Annotated in this window: 17 protein-coding genes and 4 pseudogenes; 10 read left to right on the top strand and 11 right to left on the bottom strand. The window is 60.7% G+C overall.

The features are described from left to right. Positions 1–236, top strand: a pseudogene (locus CQ12_RS45630) (hypothetical protein); the annotation flags it as partial. 713 nt (positions 237–949) lie between these two features. On the opposite strand, the gene CQ12_RS08200 reads toward CQ12_RS45630, so the two are convergent. Both CQ12_RS08200 and CQ12_RS08195 read right to left on the bottom strand, forming a co-directional pair. Then, complete coding sequence (locus CQ12_RS08200) at positions 950–1,264, bottom strand: hypothetical protein (protein WP_057834801.1); 315 nt, start codon at positions 1,262–1,264, stop codon at positions 950–952. Beyond that, positions 1,261–1,626 carry a hypothetical protein gene (locus CQ12_RS08195; RefSeq protein ID WP_157088064.1) on the bottom strand — a complete coding sequence of 122 codons (366 nt, stop codon included), beginning with the start codon at positions 1,624–1,626 and terminating at the stop codon, positions 1,261–1,263. Before CQ12_RS08195 ends, CQ12_RS08200 begins: the two co-directional genes overlap by 4 nt. 695 nt (positions 1,627–2,321) lie before the next feature. Here CQ12_RS08195 and CQ12_RS08190 point away from each other — a divergent pair. The 7 genes and pseudogenes from CQ12_RS08190 to CQ12_RS08155 form a co-directional block, all read left to right on the top strand. After that, positions 2,322–3,314 (top strand): hypothetical protein, encoded by a 993-nt coding sequence (locus CQ12_RS08190; RefSeq protein WP_057834799.1) that lies wholly within the window; start codon positions 2,322–2,324, stop codon positions 3,312–3,314. A 101-nt stretch (positions 3,315–3,415) separates the two neighbouring features. Continuing rightward, a complete protein-coding gene (locus tag CQ12_RS08185; RefSeq protein ID WP_057834798.1) occupies positions 3,416–3,652 on the top strand; it encodes a hypothetical protein in 237 nt (78 codons plus the stop codon). A gap of 122 nt (positions 3,653–3,774) precedes the next feature. Beyond that, positions 3,775–4,470 (top strand): DUF433 domain-containing protein, encoded by a 696-nt coding sequence (locus tag CQ12_RS08180; protein ID WP_057834797.1) that lies wholly within the window; start codon positions 3,775–3,777, stop codon positions 4,468–4,470. Continuing rightward, entirely contained in the window at positions 4,467–4,958 is a 492-nt protein-coding gene (locus CQ12_RS08175) for a PIN-like domain-containing protein (protein WP_057834796.1), read from the top strand. The genes CQ12_RS08180 and CQ12_RS08175 overlap by 4 nt, the downstream gene beginning before the upstream one ends. A gap of 317 nt (positions 4,959–5,275) precedes the next feature. Continuing rightward, positions 5,276–6,755: pseudogene (gene istA / locus CQ12_RS08170) on the top strand (IS21 family transposase); the annotation flags it as partial. Positions 6,756–6,763: 8 nt separating this feature from the next. Beyond that, positions 6,764–7,627, top strand: a complete 864-nt coding sequence (gene istB / locus CQ12_RS08165; RefSeq protein WP_057834795.1) for an IS21-like element helper ATPase IstB — start codon at positions 6,764–6,766, stop codon at positions 7,625–7,627. A 1,033-nt stretch (positions 7,628–8,660) separates the two neighbouring features. After that, positions 8,661–8,852, top strand: a pseudogene (locus CQ12_RS08155) (DUF3551 domain-containing protein); the annotation flags it as partial. A gap of 526 nt (positions 8,853–9,378) precedes the next feature. Here CQ12_RS08155 and CQ12_RS41960 read toward each other — a convergent pair. Beyond that, a complete protein-coding gene (locus CQ12_RS41960; RefSeq protein ID WP_083519184.1) occupies positions 9,379–9,738 on the bottom strand; it encodes an H-NS histone family protein in 360 nt (119 codons plus the stop codon). 458 nt (positions 9,739–10,196) lie between these two features. Then, positions 10,197–11,174: a hypothetical protein gene (locus CQ12_RS08150; RefSeq protein ID WP_057834794.1), complete on the bottom strand. Its 978-nt coding sequence runs from the start codon at positions 11,172–11,174 to the stop codon at positions 10,197–10,199. Between the two features lie 189 nt (positions 11,175–11,363). Between CQ12_RS08150 and CQ12_RS43515 the strand changes: the two genes are divergently transcribed. Beyond that, positions 11,364–11,561 (top strand): hypothetical protein, encoded by a 198-nt coding sequence (locus tag CQ12_RS43515; RefSeq protein WP_157088062.1) that lies wholly within the window; start codon positions 11,364–11,366, stop codon positions 11,559–11,561. A 182-nt stretch (positions 11,562–11,743) separates the two neighbouring features. On the opposite strand, the gene CQ12_RS43510 is transcribed toward CQ12_RS43515, so the two are convergent. Further along, a complete protein-coding gene (locus CQ12_RS43510; protein WP_157088061.1) occupies positions 11,744–12,034 on the bottom strand; it encodes a hypothetical protein in 291 nt (96 codons plus the stop codon). A gap of 120 nt (positions 12,035–12,154) precedes the next feature. On the opposite strand from CQ12_RS43510, the pseudogene CQ12_RS08140 reads away from it, so the two are divergent. Continuing rightward, positions 12,155–12,453: pseudogene (locus tag CQ12_RS08140) on the top strand (transposase); the annotation flags it as partial. A gap of 123 nt (positions 12,454–12,576) precedes the next feature. Here the strand turns inward: CQ12_RS08140 and CQ12_RS08135 are convergent. From CQ12_RS08135 to CQ12_RS46175, 6 genes are all read right to left on the bottom strand, one after another. Further along, positions 12,577–13,506, bottom strand: a complete 930-nt coding sequence (locus tag CQ12_RS08135; protein WP_057834791.1) for a hypothetical protein — start codon at positions 13,504–13,506, stop codon at positions 12,577–12,579. Positions 13,507–13,654: 148 nt separating this feature from the next. Next, a complete protein-coding gene (locus CQ12_RS08130; RefSeq protein WP_198164093.1) occupies positions 13,655–13,966 on the bottom strand; it encodes a hypothetical protein in 312 nt (103 codons plus the stop codon). Between the two features lie 5 nt (positions 13,967–13,971). Next, the gene (locus tag CQ12_RS08125) at positions 13,972–15,846 is read right to left on the bottom strand and encodes a hypothetical protein (protein ID WP_057834789.1); all 1,875 of its coding nucleotides are present in this window, start codon (positions 15,844–15,846) and stop codon (positions 13,972–13,974) included. Next, positions 15,806–15,961 (bottom strand): hypothetical protein, encoded by a 156-nt coding sequence (locus CQ12_RS43505; protein WP_157088059.1) that lies wholly within the window; start codon positions 15,959–15,961, stop codon positions 15,806–15,808. Before CQ12_RS43505 ends, CQ12_RS08125 begins: the two co-directional genes overlap by 41 nt. Further along, a complete protein-coding gene (locus CQ12_RS08120) occupies positions 15,961–16,737 on the bottom strand; it encodes a hypothetical protein (protein WP_057834788.1) in 777 nt (258 codons plus the stop codon). The genes CQ12_RS43505 and CQ12_RS08120 overlap by 1 nt, the downstream gene beginning before the upstream one ends. A gap of 55 nt (positions 16,738–16,792) precedes the next feature. Then, entirely contained in the window at positions 16,793–18,136 is a 1,344-nt protein-coding gene (locus tag CQ12_RS46175; RefSeq protein ID WP_057834787.1) for a S49 family peptidase, read from the bottom strand. Positions 18,137–18,184 lie beyond the last annotated feature (48 nt).

Below are 18,184 nucleotides of genomic sequence, written 5' to 3'. Positions count from 1 at the left end.
CGAGGGCCATCGACTGCTTGACCATTGATCCTACCAGGCCCTTTCGAGCCGCTTCGACTCGCCGAAACGTAGAGACGTCGATCCTGCTCCTTGCTGTTGGATCGAATATGGAAAAAGCGGCCGCCTATGCGATCTCGGCCTTCATCGTCGGCTTTGGTCTTTGGATCCTTAATTGCCGGCCTGAGCTCCGGTGTACGCCGCTTTATGGATTTGCGCTGGTCTCATCCCCATCGTGATCGGGCTCATCAGCGCTTTCGGCCCCACCTAAAGGTCCATCCCTTTCGGGGCGCCTCGGCGTAGCCTCGCCCTGGTGGATTAGGGGCATTTCGAGGACGACCCCGCCTCAGGTTCTAGCGTGCATGAGGAACGTCCCCTCGCCCGACCCGCGCGAACAGAAAATCACCTCATGCGAGTCCAGGCCGGGCTTCCTCGCAATGCCTAGTGGAACCCCTCGTGTTCGCGCCCGTTACACCTCCCTTAAATGTCCAAGGAGAACTCCCCATGATGAAAATCGCTTTTGTCATGGCGGCAGCGGTGGTGACGACTGCCCCGCTTGTCACTCCGGCCAAGGCCCAAGACGTCAAGATGGCCCAAATCGATATGCAGACCGGGCGGCACTACGAGGCCGCGACCCCGGCTACTATAGGGAACGTCGCGGGTATGACTCCAACGCCACTGTTGGTGTCGGTCCAGGCGGTGTCACCATCGGCCCACGACAGCGCTGCCGCATGGAGACTACCACGATTGAACGGGACGACGGCCGCAGGATCACGCGCAGGGAGCGCGTCTGCAAACTAAACGAGCGCGGGCGAGAAAGGCCGCCAGGGGTGAACGGGCGGGCCGTGTCGCGATCGCCTCGCGGGAATCACGCGGCGTTGGAGCGTTGTCGTCCCATGAAAAAGCCCGGCCGTGAGGCCGGGCCGTATTCTTCGTTGTAATCCCGACCGGGTCAGGCCCGCTTGTCCCCACCGGTCCGGCCGACCGTCGCGGACGCTTTGGCCTCTGCATCGAGTTCGGCGCGGTTGGGATGGAGGGCGTGGAAAAGCAACCCCTGCCGATGCTCTACAGCTTTAGCGTGGTTGACGACTTGCCAGCTAAGTCTCGCGATCATGTTGGCCTCGTCGTCGCTAAATGATGCCGCCAAGCGAGAAATTGCGTTACCGTAGTCGATGATGGATTGCACATCGTCTTCCATGTCGCTGGCGATATGGAATGGGGTCGTTCTTCCGGCATCGCTGATGTCGTCGTCTACTTGCTTATTCATGCCGCCCTCCCGATCTGTTCTGAAAGAAGCTCCTCGGCATTGGCGAGAACGACAGTGAGGCTCTCAAATTCCTCAAAAGTGTTGTCGCGCTTGCCGTAGGGGGAAAGCGGCCCATTGGTCACGCCATTGATGTAGGTGAACAGCGCCAGCAGGCCCTGCAAGGTTGTCGGAGCGGTGGAAGTCAGTTCGGCCCGCGCCGTCCATTCAAGGTCGCCGTACTTCTTTTCTTTCTTGGGATCGGGACCGAGGGTGCCTTGGACCATCTTAAGCGCCTCTTGCAGCTCCCTCATCGCCTTCTGATGCTTCTCGATCGCGGCGAACACCGGATCCTTTGTGGTAGATTGGTTCTTAGCTCTGGCCATGGGTTACTCCTTGGCTGGGGTTAGAGCCGGGATGGTGTTGCGATCATCATCTTGGCTCGCTATATTGGTAATGACATTTATATAAAGGTCAATACCTAAATGGGACGTCCACCAGGCCGAATCCAAGATCGCCCCTTCCAGATGCGGGTAACCGAGGACTTTCTGAAGGCAGTCGACAAATGGCGAGCCAAGCAGGACGATGAGCCTTCTCGAGCAGAAGCGATCCGCCGGCTCGTGGAGCTGGGGCTGAAGGCGAAGAAGTGATGCGCAGTCGAGCAGATCTGCAAGAGGGTCGATGTAGCGAAATGCAAAATGCCTGTTGATGAACACCGACGGAAGTGGACAACCGAAGACGATGACCTGTTTCGGAGACTGGTAGACGCCAAAACCAATCCGGAGGACATCGCGGCGAAACTAGGCTGCACGCTCCATTCATTGAAAACCAGAGGCTATCAGATTGGTCTGCCCTTGAAGTGGTTTCGGGCGAGACCATAGGCGACTGATTGCCGGCCTAAGCTCGAGTGTACCCGCTTTATGGATCTGCGCTGGCCTCATCCCCATCGTGATCGGGCTCATCAGCGCTTTCGGTCCCACCTGAAATCCCCCCCTTGGGGCCGCCGCCACGCGCCACGGACGTGACACGACTCAGGAATCGGCTCCGCGCGCGCAATTCCGCGCATGATGGAGCTTCCGACATGCCTAAGACCCATTGCAACTACGGCCACGCCATGACGCCGGAGAACACGGCGATAGTGCACCCGAAACACAGCAAATATCCGTGGCGCCAGTGCCGCACCTGTATGGATTTGACGCAGGCGGACGTTGAGGCGGTTGAGGCCCACATGCGCGGCGGCGGCACGTTCCGCGATCTCTCGCTGCCATTTACCAAGAAGATGGGGCTGGATATCTACCGGGCTCTCAATCCGGAATGGTCCGAGCAAATGCTGACCATCGCCCGGGCGAACGCACGGGAGAAGAAGAAGGTAGCGTTTGCAGCGCTCGCGCAACAGCGCACACACTGTAAGAATGGCCACGAGCTCACCCCCGACAATGTGAGGATCGTCGTCGTTAGGCGCAACGGCTGGCAGCAGCGTGAATGCAAAACGTGCCGCGCGGAATGGGACAAGCGCGGCCGGTACACCGCAGAGCAGATCACGGCTGTCGTCGAAGCAGTCAAGAGCGGCTCCTCAATCGCGCAAGTGACGAAACGCGGGGGCGACCGACCCGCGCTCATCAAGTTCAATGGACTAGCTGCCGCGATGCGCGCTGACCCCGCACTCGAGAACCTTCTACGCCCGCTCTCCCGGCGCAACAATGTGACTGCACTGCGTGCCCGCTGGATTGGCCTCCGATCCAACGTCACCCGTGGTCCGACGTTGACGGGTATCATCGCCGCACCGCCGAACGAGATATTCACCGCAGTCGATAACGCTGTGCCGCGCAATATCGACTTTCACCAACGGAAGGAGATCATGTCCGAGATGATGCTGGCGATCCTAGAAGAGCGGCTGGTCTTGGAAGATGTAAGGGCCCGTTACCCTGAATTCCTCCGCGCCAGCTACCGGATGTTTGCTCACCGGTCCTATGGCGACATCCGCACGCCGCTCCCGCTGGACGCGCCGGCATATCTGGAAGGCACCATGCTACGCGTGGAGACGGTCTCGACACCATTTTGGGAACAAGTTTAAGACGGAGCCGCCGGCACCACCGGCGGCTTTTCTCTTGCGATACGGTCCGGCTGATTGATAATTCCCCCAACTCGTGAATCTAGGGTTGCGGAAAGCTTCGCATGGAGGCCCTGATGACATCTAGCACGATCGCAACTGGTTGCGGCGCCTTTCTAATTTTGGCTGGTTTCGCCCTCATACTCCTAGAGATATTCAAGGTATCGGTCCCGGGCAAATTCCCCCACAGCCTCGACGATGCAGCGCTGGGCATGAAGTTTAAGTTTAAGACGGCCAGTTCAGGCATCGTGCTTGTCTGTCTTGGAGTGCTTTTGGTGATCGTTGGGGTCATTTCTCGCTAGGCTCAGAAAGCGCGCCGACGAACAGCGCCTTGCCCTCGCCCTCCGGTTGCGGAAGAATAGTGACCACCCCCGGTCTCCCGTGATAATCTTGGTTCGGAGTTCATTCGCCAGGAGCCAGCGAAGTGCAGGAAACCGATTGGTCCAGTATCGCCGACCAGGGCCTATACACAGTCCCCATGGTAGCGCGGATCTTGGCCGCCAAGCCGGGCAAGGTGAAATCGTGGGTTGAAGGTTACGGGAACAGCGACGCAAGCCCGATCTTGATCCGGCAGCTCCCGCAAGTCGGCGGCAAGACTGTGCTCGGCTTTCTCGATCTTATCGAGAGTGCTTTCATCCGTCATTTCCGCGAGGCCGGCTTCAGCCCCCAAACTATCCGGAAAGTCGCCCTGAAGCTGCGGGACCGTCACGGCGTCGATCACCCGTTTGCCATGGACAAACGCTTTAGAGCAAACGGCAAGCACATCTTTGAAGAAGTGGCGACCGATGAGGGTGAGAAGCGTCTCGTCAACCTCATGAACGACAACTTTGAGATCGTGCCAGCGGTTGAGCCTTCGCTCTTTGACCAAGTGTTCTATGTCGAGGACATCGCCCGTTCTTGGCATCCGCTCCGCAATCATCCTAATGTGGTTATGGACCCGAAGATTTCGTTCGGACGTCCTGTCGTAAAAAACATCTGGATTCCAACTGAAACGCTCTTTGCGTCATATCAAGCTGAGGGAGATGTCGAGACTGCGGCGGAGGAATTCGGCGTTAGCCGGCGCAATGTAGAAGACGCCGTAAGTTTCGAACAAGACATCAGAACGCGGACCCTTCATTGAAGATCCGTCTGGACGAGAACCTCTCGTACCGGGTCGCAAAGGCCCTCAGGGCATTTTTGGCAGATCGAAGCGGGTTAGAAGTTACCTGGGTGCGAGATTTTCACCCACCTGGAACGGACGATCCAAGTTGGCTGAAAGCCTTTGCTGCTGAAGGCGGCAACGCCATCCTGTCAGGGGACGCCCGCATCCTGCAGCACTGGCCAAATCTGATCGCTTACATGGAAAGCGGCCTAATCAGTTTTTTTCCGCCTTCGAGTTTTGATGATTTGAAAGGATTCGGACAAGCCAGTTTGCTGTTGAGGTGGTGGCCCGTGATCGTCGAAAAAACAAAACTTTCCCAAGCTGGCGATTGTTGGCGCATCCCAATGACTTGGACACCGGACATCACAAGGCTTGAGAGACTGAGAGATCCCCGGCTCGGGACAAAAGAGCTCAAGGAATCGCACGACATCGCAACCGCAACTGTTCACACCTTCAGAGCCACCTAACTGTGGAGAGTGTCTCTCACCTCGCCGGCGACCAGCCGCATCAGGTGTGCGGCCCAAAGGTCGAGCGCCTCGCGCTTTTCCTTCTCGTATTTGTTCTTGTAGCCGGCCCCTTCCCTCTCCGAACACGAGCGCCCGGCGCACGTCGATGCTATCCAGGATCGCCAGCGAGGGCGCGGGGAGCGAATTTAACGCGATCCCGGCAGTGTCATTCGGCCTGCAATATTGACCCCCTAAGCCAGGGGATCGGCGTCCAAAATTGACCCCCTACAGATTGGTCTGTTGCGCTGCCTGCTTTGGAACGAAGCAGGTGGTGGGGGATGCTGATCGTGGAGACGATTGCCCGGATCCGGCGCGAGCACTTCATCAAGGGCAAGACGATCAAGGAGATCGCCCATGACCTGAAGGTGTCGCGGAACACGGTTCGGAAGGTGCTGAGGTCGGGAGAGACCTCCTTCGAGTACGAGCGGCAGGTGCAGCCGCGGCCAAAGCTGGGACGATGGGCATCGGAGCTTGACGGATTGCTGGCGGCGAACGCGGCCAAATCGGCTCGTGAACAGCTGACGTTGATCCGGATCTTCGAAGAGCTGCGCGGGCGTGGCTATGACGGCGGTTACGATGCGGTGCGGCGTTACGCCAGGCGGTGGAGCAAAGAACGCGGGCAATCGACCGCGGCCGCTTATGTCCCGCTGAGCTTTGCCCCAGGCGAAGCCTACCAGTTCGACTGGAGCCACGAGGTGGTCTTGCTGAGCGGCACCACGGTGATGGTGAAGGCCGCCCATGTCCGGCTCTGTCACAGCCGCATGCTGTTCGTGCGGGTCTATCCGCGGGAGACGCAAGAGATGGTGTTCGACGCCCACGACCGGGCGTTCGCCCTGTTCAAAGGCACCTGCACCCGCGGCATCTACGACAACATGAAGACCGCCGTAGAGACGATCTTCGTCGGTAAAGGGCGTCTCTACAATCGCCGCTTCCTGCAGATGTGCAGCCACTATCTGGTCGATCCGGTCGCCTGCACGCCAGCGTCGGGCTGGGAGAAGGGGCAGGTCGAGAACCAGGTCGGGCTGGTCCGGGAACGCTTCTTCACGCCGCGGCTGCGGTTCAAAAACCTCGACGAGTTAAACGCCTGGCTGCTCAGCCTACGCCAAGGCTCATCGCCATCCGGAGCTGGTCGATCAGACGATCTGGGAAGTGTTCGAAGCCGAACGCCCCAAACTCGTTCCCTATGCCGGCCGCTTCGACGGCTTCCATGCGGTGACGGCATCGGTCTCGAAGACCTGCCTGGTGCGCTTCGACAACAACAAGTACTCGGTCGCAGCCAGCGCAGTCGGACGACCGGTCGAGGTTCAAGCCTATGCCGATCGCATCGTGATCCGTCAGGAGGGACGCATCGTTGCCGAGCACCCGCGATCCTTTGGCCGCGGCGATACCGTCTACGACCCCTGGCATTATGTGCCGGTGCTCGCCCGCAAACCCGGCGCCTTGCGCAACGGTGCTCCCTTCAAAGACTGGGTGCTGCCGGCCGCGATCGAGCGGATCCGGCGCAAGCTTGCCAGCACCGACGATGGCAATCGGCAGATGGTCGACATCCTCAACGCGGTACTGACTGACGGTCTGCCCGCGGTGGAAGCGGCCTGTGCCGAAGCGCTCAGTCACAGCGTCCATTCCGCCGATGTCGTGCTCAATATCCTGGCCCGTCAACGTGAACCCGCCCCACCGGCCAACATCATGACGCCGGCCGCACTGACGCTCCGTCATGCACCGATCGCCGATTGTGCCCGCTACGACAACCTCCGGAGGACCATCTGATGGAACGAACCCAAATCTTCGACCTCATGGGCGAACTCAAGCTCTACGGCATGAAGGCTGCCTTCGACGAGATCATGGCAACTGCCGTCAAGCGTCAGCACGAACCTCAGCGCATTGTCGGCGACTTGCTCAACGCCGAGATCAACGAGAAGCAGGCCCGCTCGATCAAGTACCAGCTCACCATCGCCAAGCTGCCGCTTGCCAAGGATCTCGACGACTTCCAGTTCGACGGCCCGCCGATCAACCGGACGCTGGTCAATGACCTCGCCGGCGGCGGCTTCATTGCCCAACAACGCAACGTCGTGCTGGTTGGCGGCACCGGCACAGGCAAAACCCACCTGGCCATTGCCATCGCCAGAAGCTGCATCCGATCCGGTGCCCGCGGCCGCTTCTTCAACGTAGTCGACCTCGTCAATCGCCTCGAGACCGAGACCCGCAACGGACGGCAAGGACGGCTCGCCGAGCATCTGACCCGGATGGACTTCATCGTGCTGGATGAACTCGGCTATTTGCCCTTCGCCCAGTCCGGTGGCCAGCTTCTCTTCCACCTCGTCAGCCGGCTCTATGAGCGCGCCTCCGTCATCGTGACCACCAATCTCGCCTTCGGCGAATGGCCGAGCGTGTTCGGCGACGCCAAAATGACCACCGCGCTGCTCGACCGATTGACCCATCACTGCGACATTGTCGAGACCGGCAACGATAGCTGGCGGTTCAAGAGCCGAGACGACGATCACGCCACCCGCGCTCGTCTCGCCTCCGCTATCCCGGCCAGCTCCGACGAGACGAGCGCTACCAGCAAAGCTCGCCGCGCAAAGGGGTCAAAATTGGACGCCGATGAGGGGTCAAATTTGCAAGCCGATTGACAGCCCGTGGCCCAGTCGGATCACATGGGCTAATTCAAGCTGCGGTTGGTTTTGGCAAATTGGGCGCATGCCACGCGAACAGAAAATCACCTTCGGAGATGCGCGAGCCCGGCGTCTTCCGCATCGATGTCTTCTGCAGTGACTACCGCTGCAGCCACTCCACAGCCCCCGCCGATCGCTGGCCGGATCACGTGCGCCTATCGGATGTTGAGCCGCAGTTCGTCTGCAAGCGCGGTGCCGATGTGCGTCAGGATTTCCATGGTAGCAGCAAGCGGGCCCGCGTAATAGGCCTCCGCTAAATGCACTTCAGATTTAACCTCGGCGGCGTACTCCAGCCTAACCCGGAATATCCGTTGCGGTCGATCTGAACAGACCTAGCGTGGCTACAGATCGTGCAGAAATGTCCCCCACTTGCGTACTGCGCGATTAAGGGGCCGCCTCGCCCAAGGGGCGGTCCCGCCCGTTTTTTGAAGAGCTTTCCCTTGTCCTGGTCGACCTCGTTTGAGGACCCAATGCCGCTTCCGGATGGCCGACAGCTCCTCACTCTGAGGGTGCCGCCAGCTACATCACCAAGCCGCCGGAGGCCGAACATTCCGCACCGGAATGGCAGGCTGCCATGGAGGCGTTAATCCCGGTGGCGGAGAGCGGCGGTCCCACGATGTTGGCCCGGATCGACGTCATGCAGGCGTTGAACCGCAGCCACGTCCTCGAGTTCACAGAGTCGGGGAAAAAGCATCACTGGGGGCAGAGAGAAAGCTCATCGCGTTGGCTGGCCTGATCGTGTGCGCCATGATGGCCATCATTGTCATGCAAATGAATCTGCAGATTTCTCCGGACTAGGTTTGACGGGGGCCGGGCGACGCCGAGCACATCAAGGTCTTCGCCAACCAAGACGCCGCGGAAACATGGTTTGCGAAGAACGACCCGGAAGGCGTAGCCTTTGAGTATGAGGTCTTGGAGTGAATGCCGAAGGAGGCTCTGATGCGCATTCTGACCTTGGCGATTTTGGCGATCGGGATGGCCGGCCGCCGCCCAGATGTACGATCCGGCATTTCCGGTTTGTCTGCGCTTGTACGACCGGACCATCTACTACGAATGCAGCTACACGTCGCTGGCCCAATGCAACGCGTCGGCATCGGGCCGCTCGGCACGGTGCGTCATCAATCCATATTTCGCGAGCGCCCAAGAACCCGCGGGTTATCGGCGGCATCGCCGGGTCTACTAAAGTGAACCGAATTGGCCGCCGGACCGCATACGCCATGCCCGCGATCTTGGCGCTGGCGATCGGATAGCGGTTGCTGGGATCGCTGTAGGCTGTAACAGCTGCCAACTAAAATACGGCCCCAGCGGGGCTTGGGGGCCGACTGGGGCCGCCAGTAAGGGAAATGTGTCTGTGCCGAGAAACAAGCTGGGTTCGGCACATCCCTTGATAGCAAATGGCAGATTACCTCGTACTTGCTCTTTCGGTTTACCTAATCGATCTTTCGGGGTGCCCATCAGGCGCATACCAGTAGCCCGGTGGCGGAGAACGGCGAGTCCCCCTCACCATCCTCTGCGCGACTGTCGCCAGCAGCGAGGCGACCCCGATCAGCACGCGAGCCAGCCAAATCCGGATCAATCGCATCCCTTAGTTTCCCCTGATCCAACCGGTGCACCGGCGCGCGTTAGCCCAGAAGACCGGATCCTTATAGCCTTCCCCGTGCCGCGCCTCCGCAACGTTCACGCGCTCGTTGTAGGCGTCGATCGCGCTCTTAAACAGATCGCGGGAGTGGCGCGTCGCCACGCCGGCCTTGAGGATGGAGAGGAACGCATTCGTTCTTGATTCTGAAATCGTCGATCCGCTTACCCGAGCGCAACTGCGCCACCAGCCAGCGCGGCTGTTTGCCACGCCCGGCCCAGGTCTCTGACGGCTGATCAGGATTGCGATATTTCGGCGGTACCAGCGGGTACGACCGTCGCCCTGACACCGGGGCTTTCAACTGCTTCAGACGCTCTTCTAGCCGAACTTTTTCCGATTGGATTCTTTGCTGCAACAGCTGAGAAACCTCAACGTGAAGCGACCATAGTTCGTCGGTACTCATTCCATCGAAGTCGATTTGTTTCATGACCATCCCCGTCATTACTCTTCATGCAGTGCCTTCCGTGATTATCCCTTAAGCAATTAAACTGACTTTGTTTTTCTATTTAGGTGCGGTAAAAGCGTAGTGAGGATCTTGTGAATTTCCGGCTCCCTCAATGGAAGCAGCAACTTAACAATTTTACACTTCATATTTAGTTCTTACAACCTCTAGTTTTCCGTTTTCGTAGGGATTGAGTCATGTCAAAGTACAGCCGCGACATCGTGCGGCGAAATGAGCGGCCAGTTTCCTCGCCCGTCTTGCTAGTGATATCGGAGCGTCCTTCAAGATTGATCGCGCTATGTCCATCGGGCCATGGTCATCAGTGAAGGCCTACGCCATGCTGGCGATGATCTGGCAGGTGCTCCGCTCGCTTTAGCTATCGCGTCACAGCGCCTGGAATCTAAAAGGGCCGCATTGGCTCTCTTGTTGGCTGCAACTGAACTAGCCCACTAACATATCTTCGCGCGCAGGTTAAACCGTCCACGCCTACGAACTCCAATTGGGGTCCGGGCGCGAATTACCTCGGCGCCGTTGACGCATTCGCCGGCCGCGATTCTGGCCTCGAACTCCCGGCACTTCGCCTCTGACGTTGCCGAGGAAGCCAACTCCACAAGCACCCGCCAACCCACTTTGCGGAAGATCTCGGGCCGGTCGCCGTATCGCCGAGCCACGCGCGCCATCTCGGCCACCTCCAGGGGATCGTGGAGATCGAACTGCTTGCGAACGGCCGCGCCGAACCTCCGGTTGTTCGGCATAACGTCCCGCAGCGTCGCCAGCTTGCGGCCGAGGTCCATTTTCCGCTCAACATTCCTGTTTCTCGCCGCGGCGGCCGCTCGTTTGTCTGCTGCGATCCGCTCCCGCCTGCTCGGCTTGGGCGGGGGCTCCGGCTGTGGCGGAAACAGTATCTTGCGCACCTTGTTCTCGACGATCATCGACAGGTAATGCCTGATGCTCGACTCCTTGAACAGATCGAGCCCACGCATCGTCTTAACGATATCCTGGAGCGGGATTTGATCGAACGCGGCTACCAAATCGAGGCCGCGGTCTGCAAATGATTGCTTGCTGCAGACACCGTACACAGCGCCGACGAAGGGCTCGGCGAACGCGCCCTCGTTGCCTTCCGACTCGAGTATGCAGCGACATGTGAGAATGATCTGCCCGCGGGCGTCGTAATCGAAATAGCGCCGATAGAGAATCTTCTGAAATGTAAATAGGCCATGGTCGTCGATCGGTGGCGCGCCGATCGAGGCAAGGATGCGATGGACTTCTGCGGCGAGGGCTGGCGTTTCCCAGTCGTGAACATAATCCGCGAATGGTCGCACGCTCATAAACTGTCCCCCGATATAAGACAGCGCCAGTTGTCGCGTACATCCGGCAACAACTGGCGCTGCGAGCGCCAGGCCCGCCGCGGGAAAGCGCTCCTTCATAAGATAGGTTGGCACACGCCAGTGAGCAATGTTGACGTGCGCCTAAGCTCTCAATGTAGGGCCTGCCTGCGCCTGGACAATTGCAGCGTGGTGCGGCCGAACCCGTTCGGGACCACGCGGACAATCTCATAAACTGCGCCGTCTTGCTTGCGGGTCAGCACGTCGCCTTTCCTCACACCGGCGACCAGCGTGTCATCAAAATTCGCCGACGGATACGAGGCGTTCCAGTTGTGGGCATTGTCGTCCTGGAGCGCCGCGCGCGTGCGGCGTCGCGAGGTCGTCGGGCCGTCCCAAATCCCCGACCAGCAGATTGCAGTTATCGCCTGCCTCACCGAAGGCCAGAGCATCCGCGCTACTGAGCGCATCACCGGTATTCATCGGATATGATCATGCGTCTTGGTGTCCGCGTCGATCGCGGCTGTGTTGAGCGCCGGCTCCGCCGCAATGACCATCCTTTTCTGGTTAGATGTTGGTGTTTCTCATCAACCCTAATCTGCTCCCGCTGCGTAGTAGAAGCAGAACGTGCAACAAGGGCGGTGACGGTCGAGTTATTTGGCGTTAATCTGCGATCAAGTTCGTTCAGGATCGTCCTCGTTGGCGCGCGACGCTGATTTTTTCCGACGAACGAAGTGACGAAGAGAATTACGAGGTGGGCGATCGGCCGCGGGATGCGTCGGCGCCCATTCTGGCTGCGCCGGAACGGTGATCGCGGCCAGGGGCACCCACGCACGTTCCAGCGTCACCGGATCGCGAAGCTGGGCGATTGTCTCGGTGCGGATGTCCAGCCACTCGAACGAGCGACCGTGGACGGTGACAAGCTGAGCGGGCCGCAGTGTGGCGAAATGATCTCGGCGGAACATCCTTATCACTCGACAGACTCGACTCGTACGCTATCGAGCGAGTTCAAGATGATATTGCCAAACTGTTCAACTACTGGAAGTAGTGGCTTGACAGTCACAGATAGGAAGACCGCAAGAGGGCGGGACGTCGTTAACCGCACCGAGACACTCACCGGCTGCGCGATCGAGCGGGCCTATGTCGACAAGGGATACCGCGGCCACGACGCACAAAATCCCCGCCGAATCTTCATCTCTGGCCAGAAGCGCGGCGTCTTCGGTGTCATCAAGCGCGAGCTGCGCCGCCGCTCCGCCATCGAACCCATCATCGGACACCTGAAGGCCGATGATCACCTCGGCCGCTGCTACCTCAAAGGCCGCGCCGGCGATGCGGCCAACTCATCCTCCCAGCCGTCGGCCACAACTTCCGCCGCATCCTCGCAGTATAGGAATCCCCGCAGGACTCTGGCCGTGGCACTTCTGCTCTGGAAGCGCCAAGTGCTGATGACATCGGCCTCATCCGCAAAGACATCCACGAAGCCTGCGCGGATTGCGCTCCGCGCCGTTTAGTTCCACGCCTTTCTTGCGCCGCCTCGCCTTCCTGGCACTCGGGCGCGGGCGATTTCCGCAGGCCGAACCCTTTCTCCGGCGAGGATTCGCCGCTCGAAGTCCAGGCGCCTCGGCTCTGGCAAGTTGGTCGCGCTCAGATCCGATAGAATCCGCCAACTGACATGCCGATAAACCTCCGGCCGCTGGCCATAGTGTCGTGCCACCAGCATCAACTTCGAGGCGACTGAGGCGTCATCCACGCCTAATCGGGACCGCTGGCGTCCGAATTCGCGATTGTTGCAGATCCGGACACGAAGCTCCAGCAACTGCCCGCCGAGCTCGAGGCTGCGCTCGATCACCGCGAGCCGGACAGCTGCAGCATGTGCTTTGGCCGCGGCGATCTGCTCTTCCTTGCTCGGCTGCTTCACGGGTGCGGGTGGCTGAGGGGTGAGGATGCGGCAAAGCTTGTGCTTCAAGATCCGCTCCAGCGCAGACGAGGTCTCGCTCTCGTAAAAATATTCCAGCGCCCGCATTTGCTCGAGGACGCCGAGCAAGTTGATTTGGTCGAATGCTTCGACAAGCGCAAGGCCGCGGTGCTCGAACTCCGGGACGACGGCGGCGACGGCCCGCACGATCAGTTCGCAGAGCGCAGCCTCGTTACCCTCTGATTCCAAAATGCATCGAAGGGTTATCGTCACCAGTTCCCGCCCCGGCCGCGCCCCCGGGATGCCGAGCTTCAGCCAACGAGCGGCCCGATAGACAAGCCGGTGCAGCACGTAACGCGTTTGCGCGTCGATCTCGCCAACTTCGAAGGCGTCCAGGATCTCGCGCGCTTCCCGCGCGGCGTCGCAGTCATCGTTCTCCCAGGGCTGCGGCGGGGGCGCGTAGTCTGACGGCAGCGCGTCCTCGCACTCGTCGTCGATCTCGGATCGGCGCGCACGTGCCATTTGGAGCCTCATGGTCTGAATGGACGCACCGGGGCGCGGTTACATCCGCCGTCGCCCCGGGGCAGCGAGCGTTGCGACATGCGCGTCGCTCAGTCCTCAACTAGCAAGCACGAATAGGTAGCGCAATGTTGCGCGCGAGTCGCAGGCCCTAGTGACGTGTGCCGTCCGTCGTTTGCGGAAGACGTGCGAAATATTCGATCTGATCGAGCAGCTGAGCCGCGCGCTCTTCCATCTCCAGCGCCACCGTCTGCCTGGAAGCGGTGGCGCTGACGTTCTTACGCAACTCGTTCATAAGCCGACTTAACAGATCTTCGCCGACGGCGCGCAGAACGAAAGCGACTGCGGTCGCCAACATCACCTCACTGACACACTGCCGGATCGCGACGCGATCGAGGCGGTGCTCGAGCTCCTCCACGCGACCGGCGAGCGCATCGAGACGAGATCGTCGACGGCGCCACATGCCGATCACAGCGGAGAGTTGCCGGCCGAACCCACATGAGCCGGCGCCGCGGCGTCGGGGCTGCTTTTCCCGTTTGAGCCCACGCCGTTGGCATTGATCTGACCTGCCAGCTTGATCACCGCCTCGGCGCGGCGGACGACATCGATCAGCGACGAGCCGGCGTTGATGTCGATCGCGAGTTTCCCTTCGCCCTCCATCGTTCCTTCAACTGTGACGGGGGCCGCGCTCTCAGCGCCGGTGCCATACGTCATCGTTTTGCTGAGACCGGGCACCGCAAATGGTTTCGCTGCGTCGAACCTCTCGGCTTCCCGCCGCAGCCGGGCGGCGCTCTCAGCCGATGCGCCCTCGCGTCCCAAGCCGCTCCAGTATTCGTTGCTTCGGAATTGGCGACGCGAGTAGTCCGACCCCATCGGGTCTTCACCGGTCGGATATGGCGTTTTATATTCCTGCAGAACGCCGCCAAGTCCGTCGCGATAAGCCTCAGAGTCGATATGCGTCTTCCATTTTTCTTGGCTCTCTTTTGGCCACTCTCCGGTGCGCAGCCATGTCGATAACGAGCCGGCGCCCTCCGAAATATTATTCAGCCCGCCGATGATCCTGTCGGATGCGCCGGTAACTTTATCAAGCGCCACGGCCACGTTGGCGAGTTGCGCCGAAGCCGCCTCCGCGGCCATGCCGAAATCCTTTCGGTGTAGGCTCTCCGCGCCGGCCATGCCCTTGGCAAGTTCCTGTTGCTCACGGCGCCTAACCCGCTGCGCCTGGCCGCGGACCATGTTGCCGGCGACGTCAGCGGCCGTTCTGTTGCTGAAGAATTTCGAATTGAACGCGGCAACCTCGGCCGGATCTTCGGTGTTGACCTTCGCCTTCTTCATGGCGGGGATGAAGTGTTCGTCGAACCACCGATCGACGTCGCGCGCAAACAGGCCCTGCCCCACGAGACCGCCGTCATTGCGCAGGCCGACGGCTCTCTGAAATTCGCTCGCCGCTTCCTTCTGCCGACCGCCGATCAGCGCCGAGTGCATCGAGGCCAGACCGGTGCCGGCCTGCGGGTATCCCATGTCGACGCCGAGTTGCGGCAGCACACCTGTGATGAACCGGTCGCTCTGGCCGCGGGTCATGTCCCGGCCGTACCGGAGAGCGGTGCGCAAGTCCTCGGCCTTGAAGTCGGGCCCGCCTTCGACTTGCGACGACCGTACCAATGCGTCTAGCAGATTGTTCGCCCGCTGTGGGTCTGTGATTTGCCGAGCGTCGAGAATCTGCAACGCCTTGCGGGTTTGCTCTTCAATCTTGTCGGTCCCCCATAGCACTTTGCCAGAAGTCATGAAGCGACCGATCGTCGACATCATCTTCAGGCCAGCCTCAGAACTCCCGAGCTGCATCGTGGCCTCGCGACCGGCCGCACGAAGTTCAGTTTGAGAAACTGACGGGAATTGCTGCGACTGGCGTTCCGCTTCGGCCGCGATCTCGTCGGACTGAGATTGCGTAAGGCCGACCTGTCGTTGCTTGGTCCACTCGCGGTTATCCTCTTTCGACCTATCGAGGGCGAACCTCCCCGTACGGTACGTCGCATAAGCCGCGCCGCCGATGCCAGTAGCCGCCAAGCCGAACCGGCCTGCTGCAGCGAAGAACTTCTTGTGCGCCTTGTCGGCCTCGTCGACGCCAGCCTTCACTTCCCGCCAGTGCGCGACGGTTCGGTTTTTCCAATCATCCATTGCCCTGAAGTACATGGATGCCCGCCGTCCGACCGGGTCCGCCTTCAGTTGTGCATCCAGCGCCGCCTGCGCCTTGCGCACGCCTTGCAGCTCTCGCTCGGTTAACTTGAGGCGACGTAGCTCATTCTCAATATTGCCGGTGAACTTGAGGGGCTTGATGCCCTCCAAGGCTTTTGCGTTCTTTTTCCAGGCCGCGGAATTTTGCGGCCAACTTGTCGAAAACGCTGCCGGTGGCGTCCTTCGCCTCGATCCGAGCGGTCGCGGTGATCGTCTTTCCTGACATCAGGCCGCGGCTCCCGTCCATGCATCCATGGGAACGAGCTCCGTGAGCACCTGACGCTCGGGGCTTTCGGAGCGACGAGCGAGCGCTTCCAGGACAGCGGCCGGCGACGCGCCCTTGCGCGGCGACCAGGCGGGACCGTCGAGGCTGGGCAGCCTGAGCTCTGCGTAGAACGGCTCGAAGTACTGGCGCGGCTCGGCCTCGAGAAACTCGATCGATTTGAAGCGACGTTTGACGCAGTTGGCGCGGTACTGAGTCGAAGTAATAAGATACCCAGTCCCGTCGTCCCGCTCGATGACCTCGTCCTGAGATCCAACCAAGCTGCCATTCGAGGCGAAGACCCACAGATCAATTTCCGTTTCGGCGATGTTCTCGCGCGGTGCTGGCGGCCGATAGCGCGCCAACATGTCGGCGCCAACGATCCTGTCAGCGTCGTCTCGGATCTGCGCGTTGAGCTCGGCATCAGCGATTTCGGCCGCGGCGATATCGTGCGCGAGCTTGAGAAGCGCCTCGATCGCGGTCCCGCCCTCTTCCCGGATTCGGCCTGCCGATGTCTCATTGGCCTGCCGCTGGGCGTCGACGCGTTTGCGGAGCGCTGCCTGTTGTGCATTCACCGCCTCGTCGTTGGCGGCGGCTTCGAGTCTCTCGATCAGCTTCGTGAGCCGCTCGACCTCCGAGACCAAACTGTCACGCTCCCTCCGCCAGGCTTCAAACGATGCCGCGGTGTCGGTTGAAGCCAACTCGCGATCCAGAACAGCCTGCAACTTGGCTTGGGCCATGCGAGATCGGCGCGTGCGCTGTCGAGCTGTTGCTGCTTTGCGTCTGCCTTCTTGCTCATTTGTATTTCATCCCTCCAGAATCATCGACCAGGTAAAGACCCATGGTGTTATTCGCGCGTAACGCCTCCGCATCGGTGGGCGTCACCGCCAGAACATCCTTCGCGACGGCGACCGGGATTCCGCCCTGCATCGCAAGGTGCTGCGCCGTCTTTTCTCGCCCTTTGGCCTCCGGTAACGGCATGATCGCGCTGATGCGCGCCTGCGCTGCGGCCACGCCGCCATCTGTGACGCCTTCCTCAAACGCCTCGGCACGACCACGGGCATGGGACTCAGCACATGCCTTGTCGAGGTCAGCTTGGGTGAATTTGACCATGGATTGTTCGGGGACAGGCGGCGCGGCGGGTGGTGCCTCCAGCATCGCGAGCTCGGAGAGAACCGTCTCAAGATCGCCGACCCGATCGGCGAGGCCAATCGCGATGGCATCAGCACCAATATAAACGGCGGCTTCAGTGTCCCGGATCTGTTGCGCCGACAAACGACCACGACCGAGGACGACGGAGTCGACGAACATGCTGTAAAACTTGTTGATCTCGGCCTGCAGATCGGCCCTCACGTTTTCAGGAAGAGCTTCATAGGGGTTGCCGTCGGCCTTGCGCGCCCGGCGTGGATCAGGGTGGGCTTGACGCCCGCCTTCTCCAGGCGGGCGCTGTGATCGAGGTGCAGCATCAGCACACCGATGGAGCCGACGACGCTGGTCGGCGTGACAACGACCTCTCGCGCCCCGCTGGCGATCGCATAGGCCGCGCTCGCGGCCATGTCGGTCGACAATGGCGACCACCGGCTTGGCCTTGGCAACCTGCCGCACCATCGTCGCGGTCTCGAAGGCGCCTGCCGCCTGGCCGCCCGCGCTGTCGATATCCAGGATCACGGCCTTGGTGTCGGGGTCGTCCAGCGCGTGCCGCAGTTGGGCGCGGAGGCCCTCGTAGCTCGTCACGCCGCTGTAAGCGCCGATCCATGCACCACGGTTCACCAGCGAGCCATGAACCTGCACGATCCCCACGCCGTCAACCCGCGGATAAGGCGCCGACGGCCGCTGGCTCTTCGCTGGCCCGCGGACAGCGAGTTGCGCCTTTGCTGGCAACGCGCTGATTTTCGCTTCCGCAGCCTGCCGGAGTTGTTCATCGACGGAGATACCGGTCCGGCCCTCGATCGCGGCGCAAATCAGCGGCAGCTTTTCGGGCAAGACAAGGAGCGGTCGATTGTACACGAGACCGGCGATTTCGAACGCACTAAACACAAGCTCCACCTTCGATTCTGAGGGACGCCGCCCAACCTCCACGGAGGCAGAAGACTGGGCGGCGCCAATGCGGTTGCTCAAGGCCCGTTCGTCCGGGGTCATCAAGCATCCGCTGCAGTCTCGAATCTAGCTGCGCGGCGTCGAATCGCT

The organism is Bradyrhizobium jicamae (genome assembly GCF_001440395.1).
GTDB classification, from domain to species: Bacteria; Pseudomonadota; Alphaproteobacteria; order Rhizobiales; family Xanthobacteraceae; genus Bradyrhizobium; species Bradyrhizobium jicamae.
The sequence above is the reverse complement of the archived record's forward strand: the minus strand, read 5'-3'. Positions and strand labels throughout refer to the sequence as shown.

Bases quoted from the DNA above. Each gene is read 5' to 3' on its own strand.
- CQ12_RS43510 (WP_157088061.1), bottom strand. From the start codon at position 12,034: ATGTTCCGCCGAGATCATTTCGCCACACTGCGGCCCGCTCAGCTTGTC.
- CQ12_RS08195 (WP_157088064.1), bottom strand. From the start codon at position 1,626: ATGGCCAGAGCTAAGAACCAATCTACCACAAAGGATCCGGTGTTCGCC.
- CQ12_RS08200 (WP_057834801.1), bottom strand. From the start codon at position 1,264: ATGAATAAGCAAGTAGACGACGACATCAGCGATGCCGGAAGAACGACC.
- CQ12_RS08190 (WP_057834799.1), top strand. From the start codon at position 2,322: ATGCCTAAGACCCATTGCAACTACGGCCACGCCATGACGCCGGAGAAC.
- CQ12_RS41960 (WP_083519184.1), bottom strand. From the start codon at position 9,738: ATGGTCATGAAACAAATCGACTTCGATGGAATGAGTACCGACGAACTA.
- istB (WP_057834795.1), top strand. From the start codon at position 6,764: ATGGAACGAACCCAAATCTTCGACCTCATGGGCGAACTCAAGCTCTAC.
- CQ12_RS46175 (WP_057834787.1), bottom strand. From the start codon at position 18,136: ATGACCCCGGACGAACGGGCCTTGAGCAACCGCATTGGCGCCGCCCAG.
- CQ12_RS08120 (WP_057834788.1), bottom strand. From the start codon at position 16,737: ATGGCCCAAGCCAAGTTGCAGGCTGTTCTGGATCGCGAGTTGGCTTCA.
- CQ12_RS08130 (WP_198164093.1), bottom strand. From the start codon at position 13,966: ATGTGGCGCCGTCGACGATCTCGTCTCGATGCGCTCGCCGGTCGCGTG.
- CQ12_RS08150 (WP_057834794.1), bottom strand. From the start codon at position 11,174: ATGAAGGAGCGCTTTCCCGCGGCGGGCCTGGCGCTCGCAGCGCCAGTT.
- CQ12_RS08185 (WP_057834798.1), top strand. From the start codon at position 3,416: ATGGAGGCCCTGATGACATCTAGCACGATCGCAACTGGTTGCGGCGCC.
- CQ12_RS08135 (WP_057834791.1), bottom strand. From the start codon at position 13,506: ATGGCACGTGCGCGCCGATCCGAGATCGACGACGAGTGCGAGGACGCG.
- CQ12_RS43505 (WP_157088059.1), bottom strand. From the start codon at position 15,961: ATGTCAGGAAAGACGATCACCGCGACCGCTCGGATCGAGGCGAAGGAC.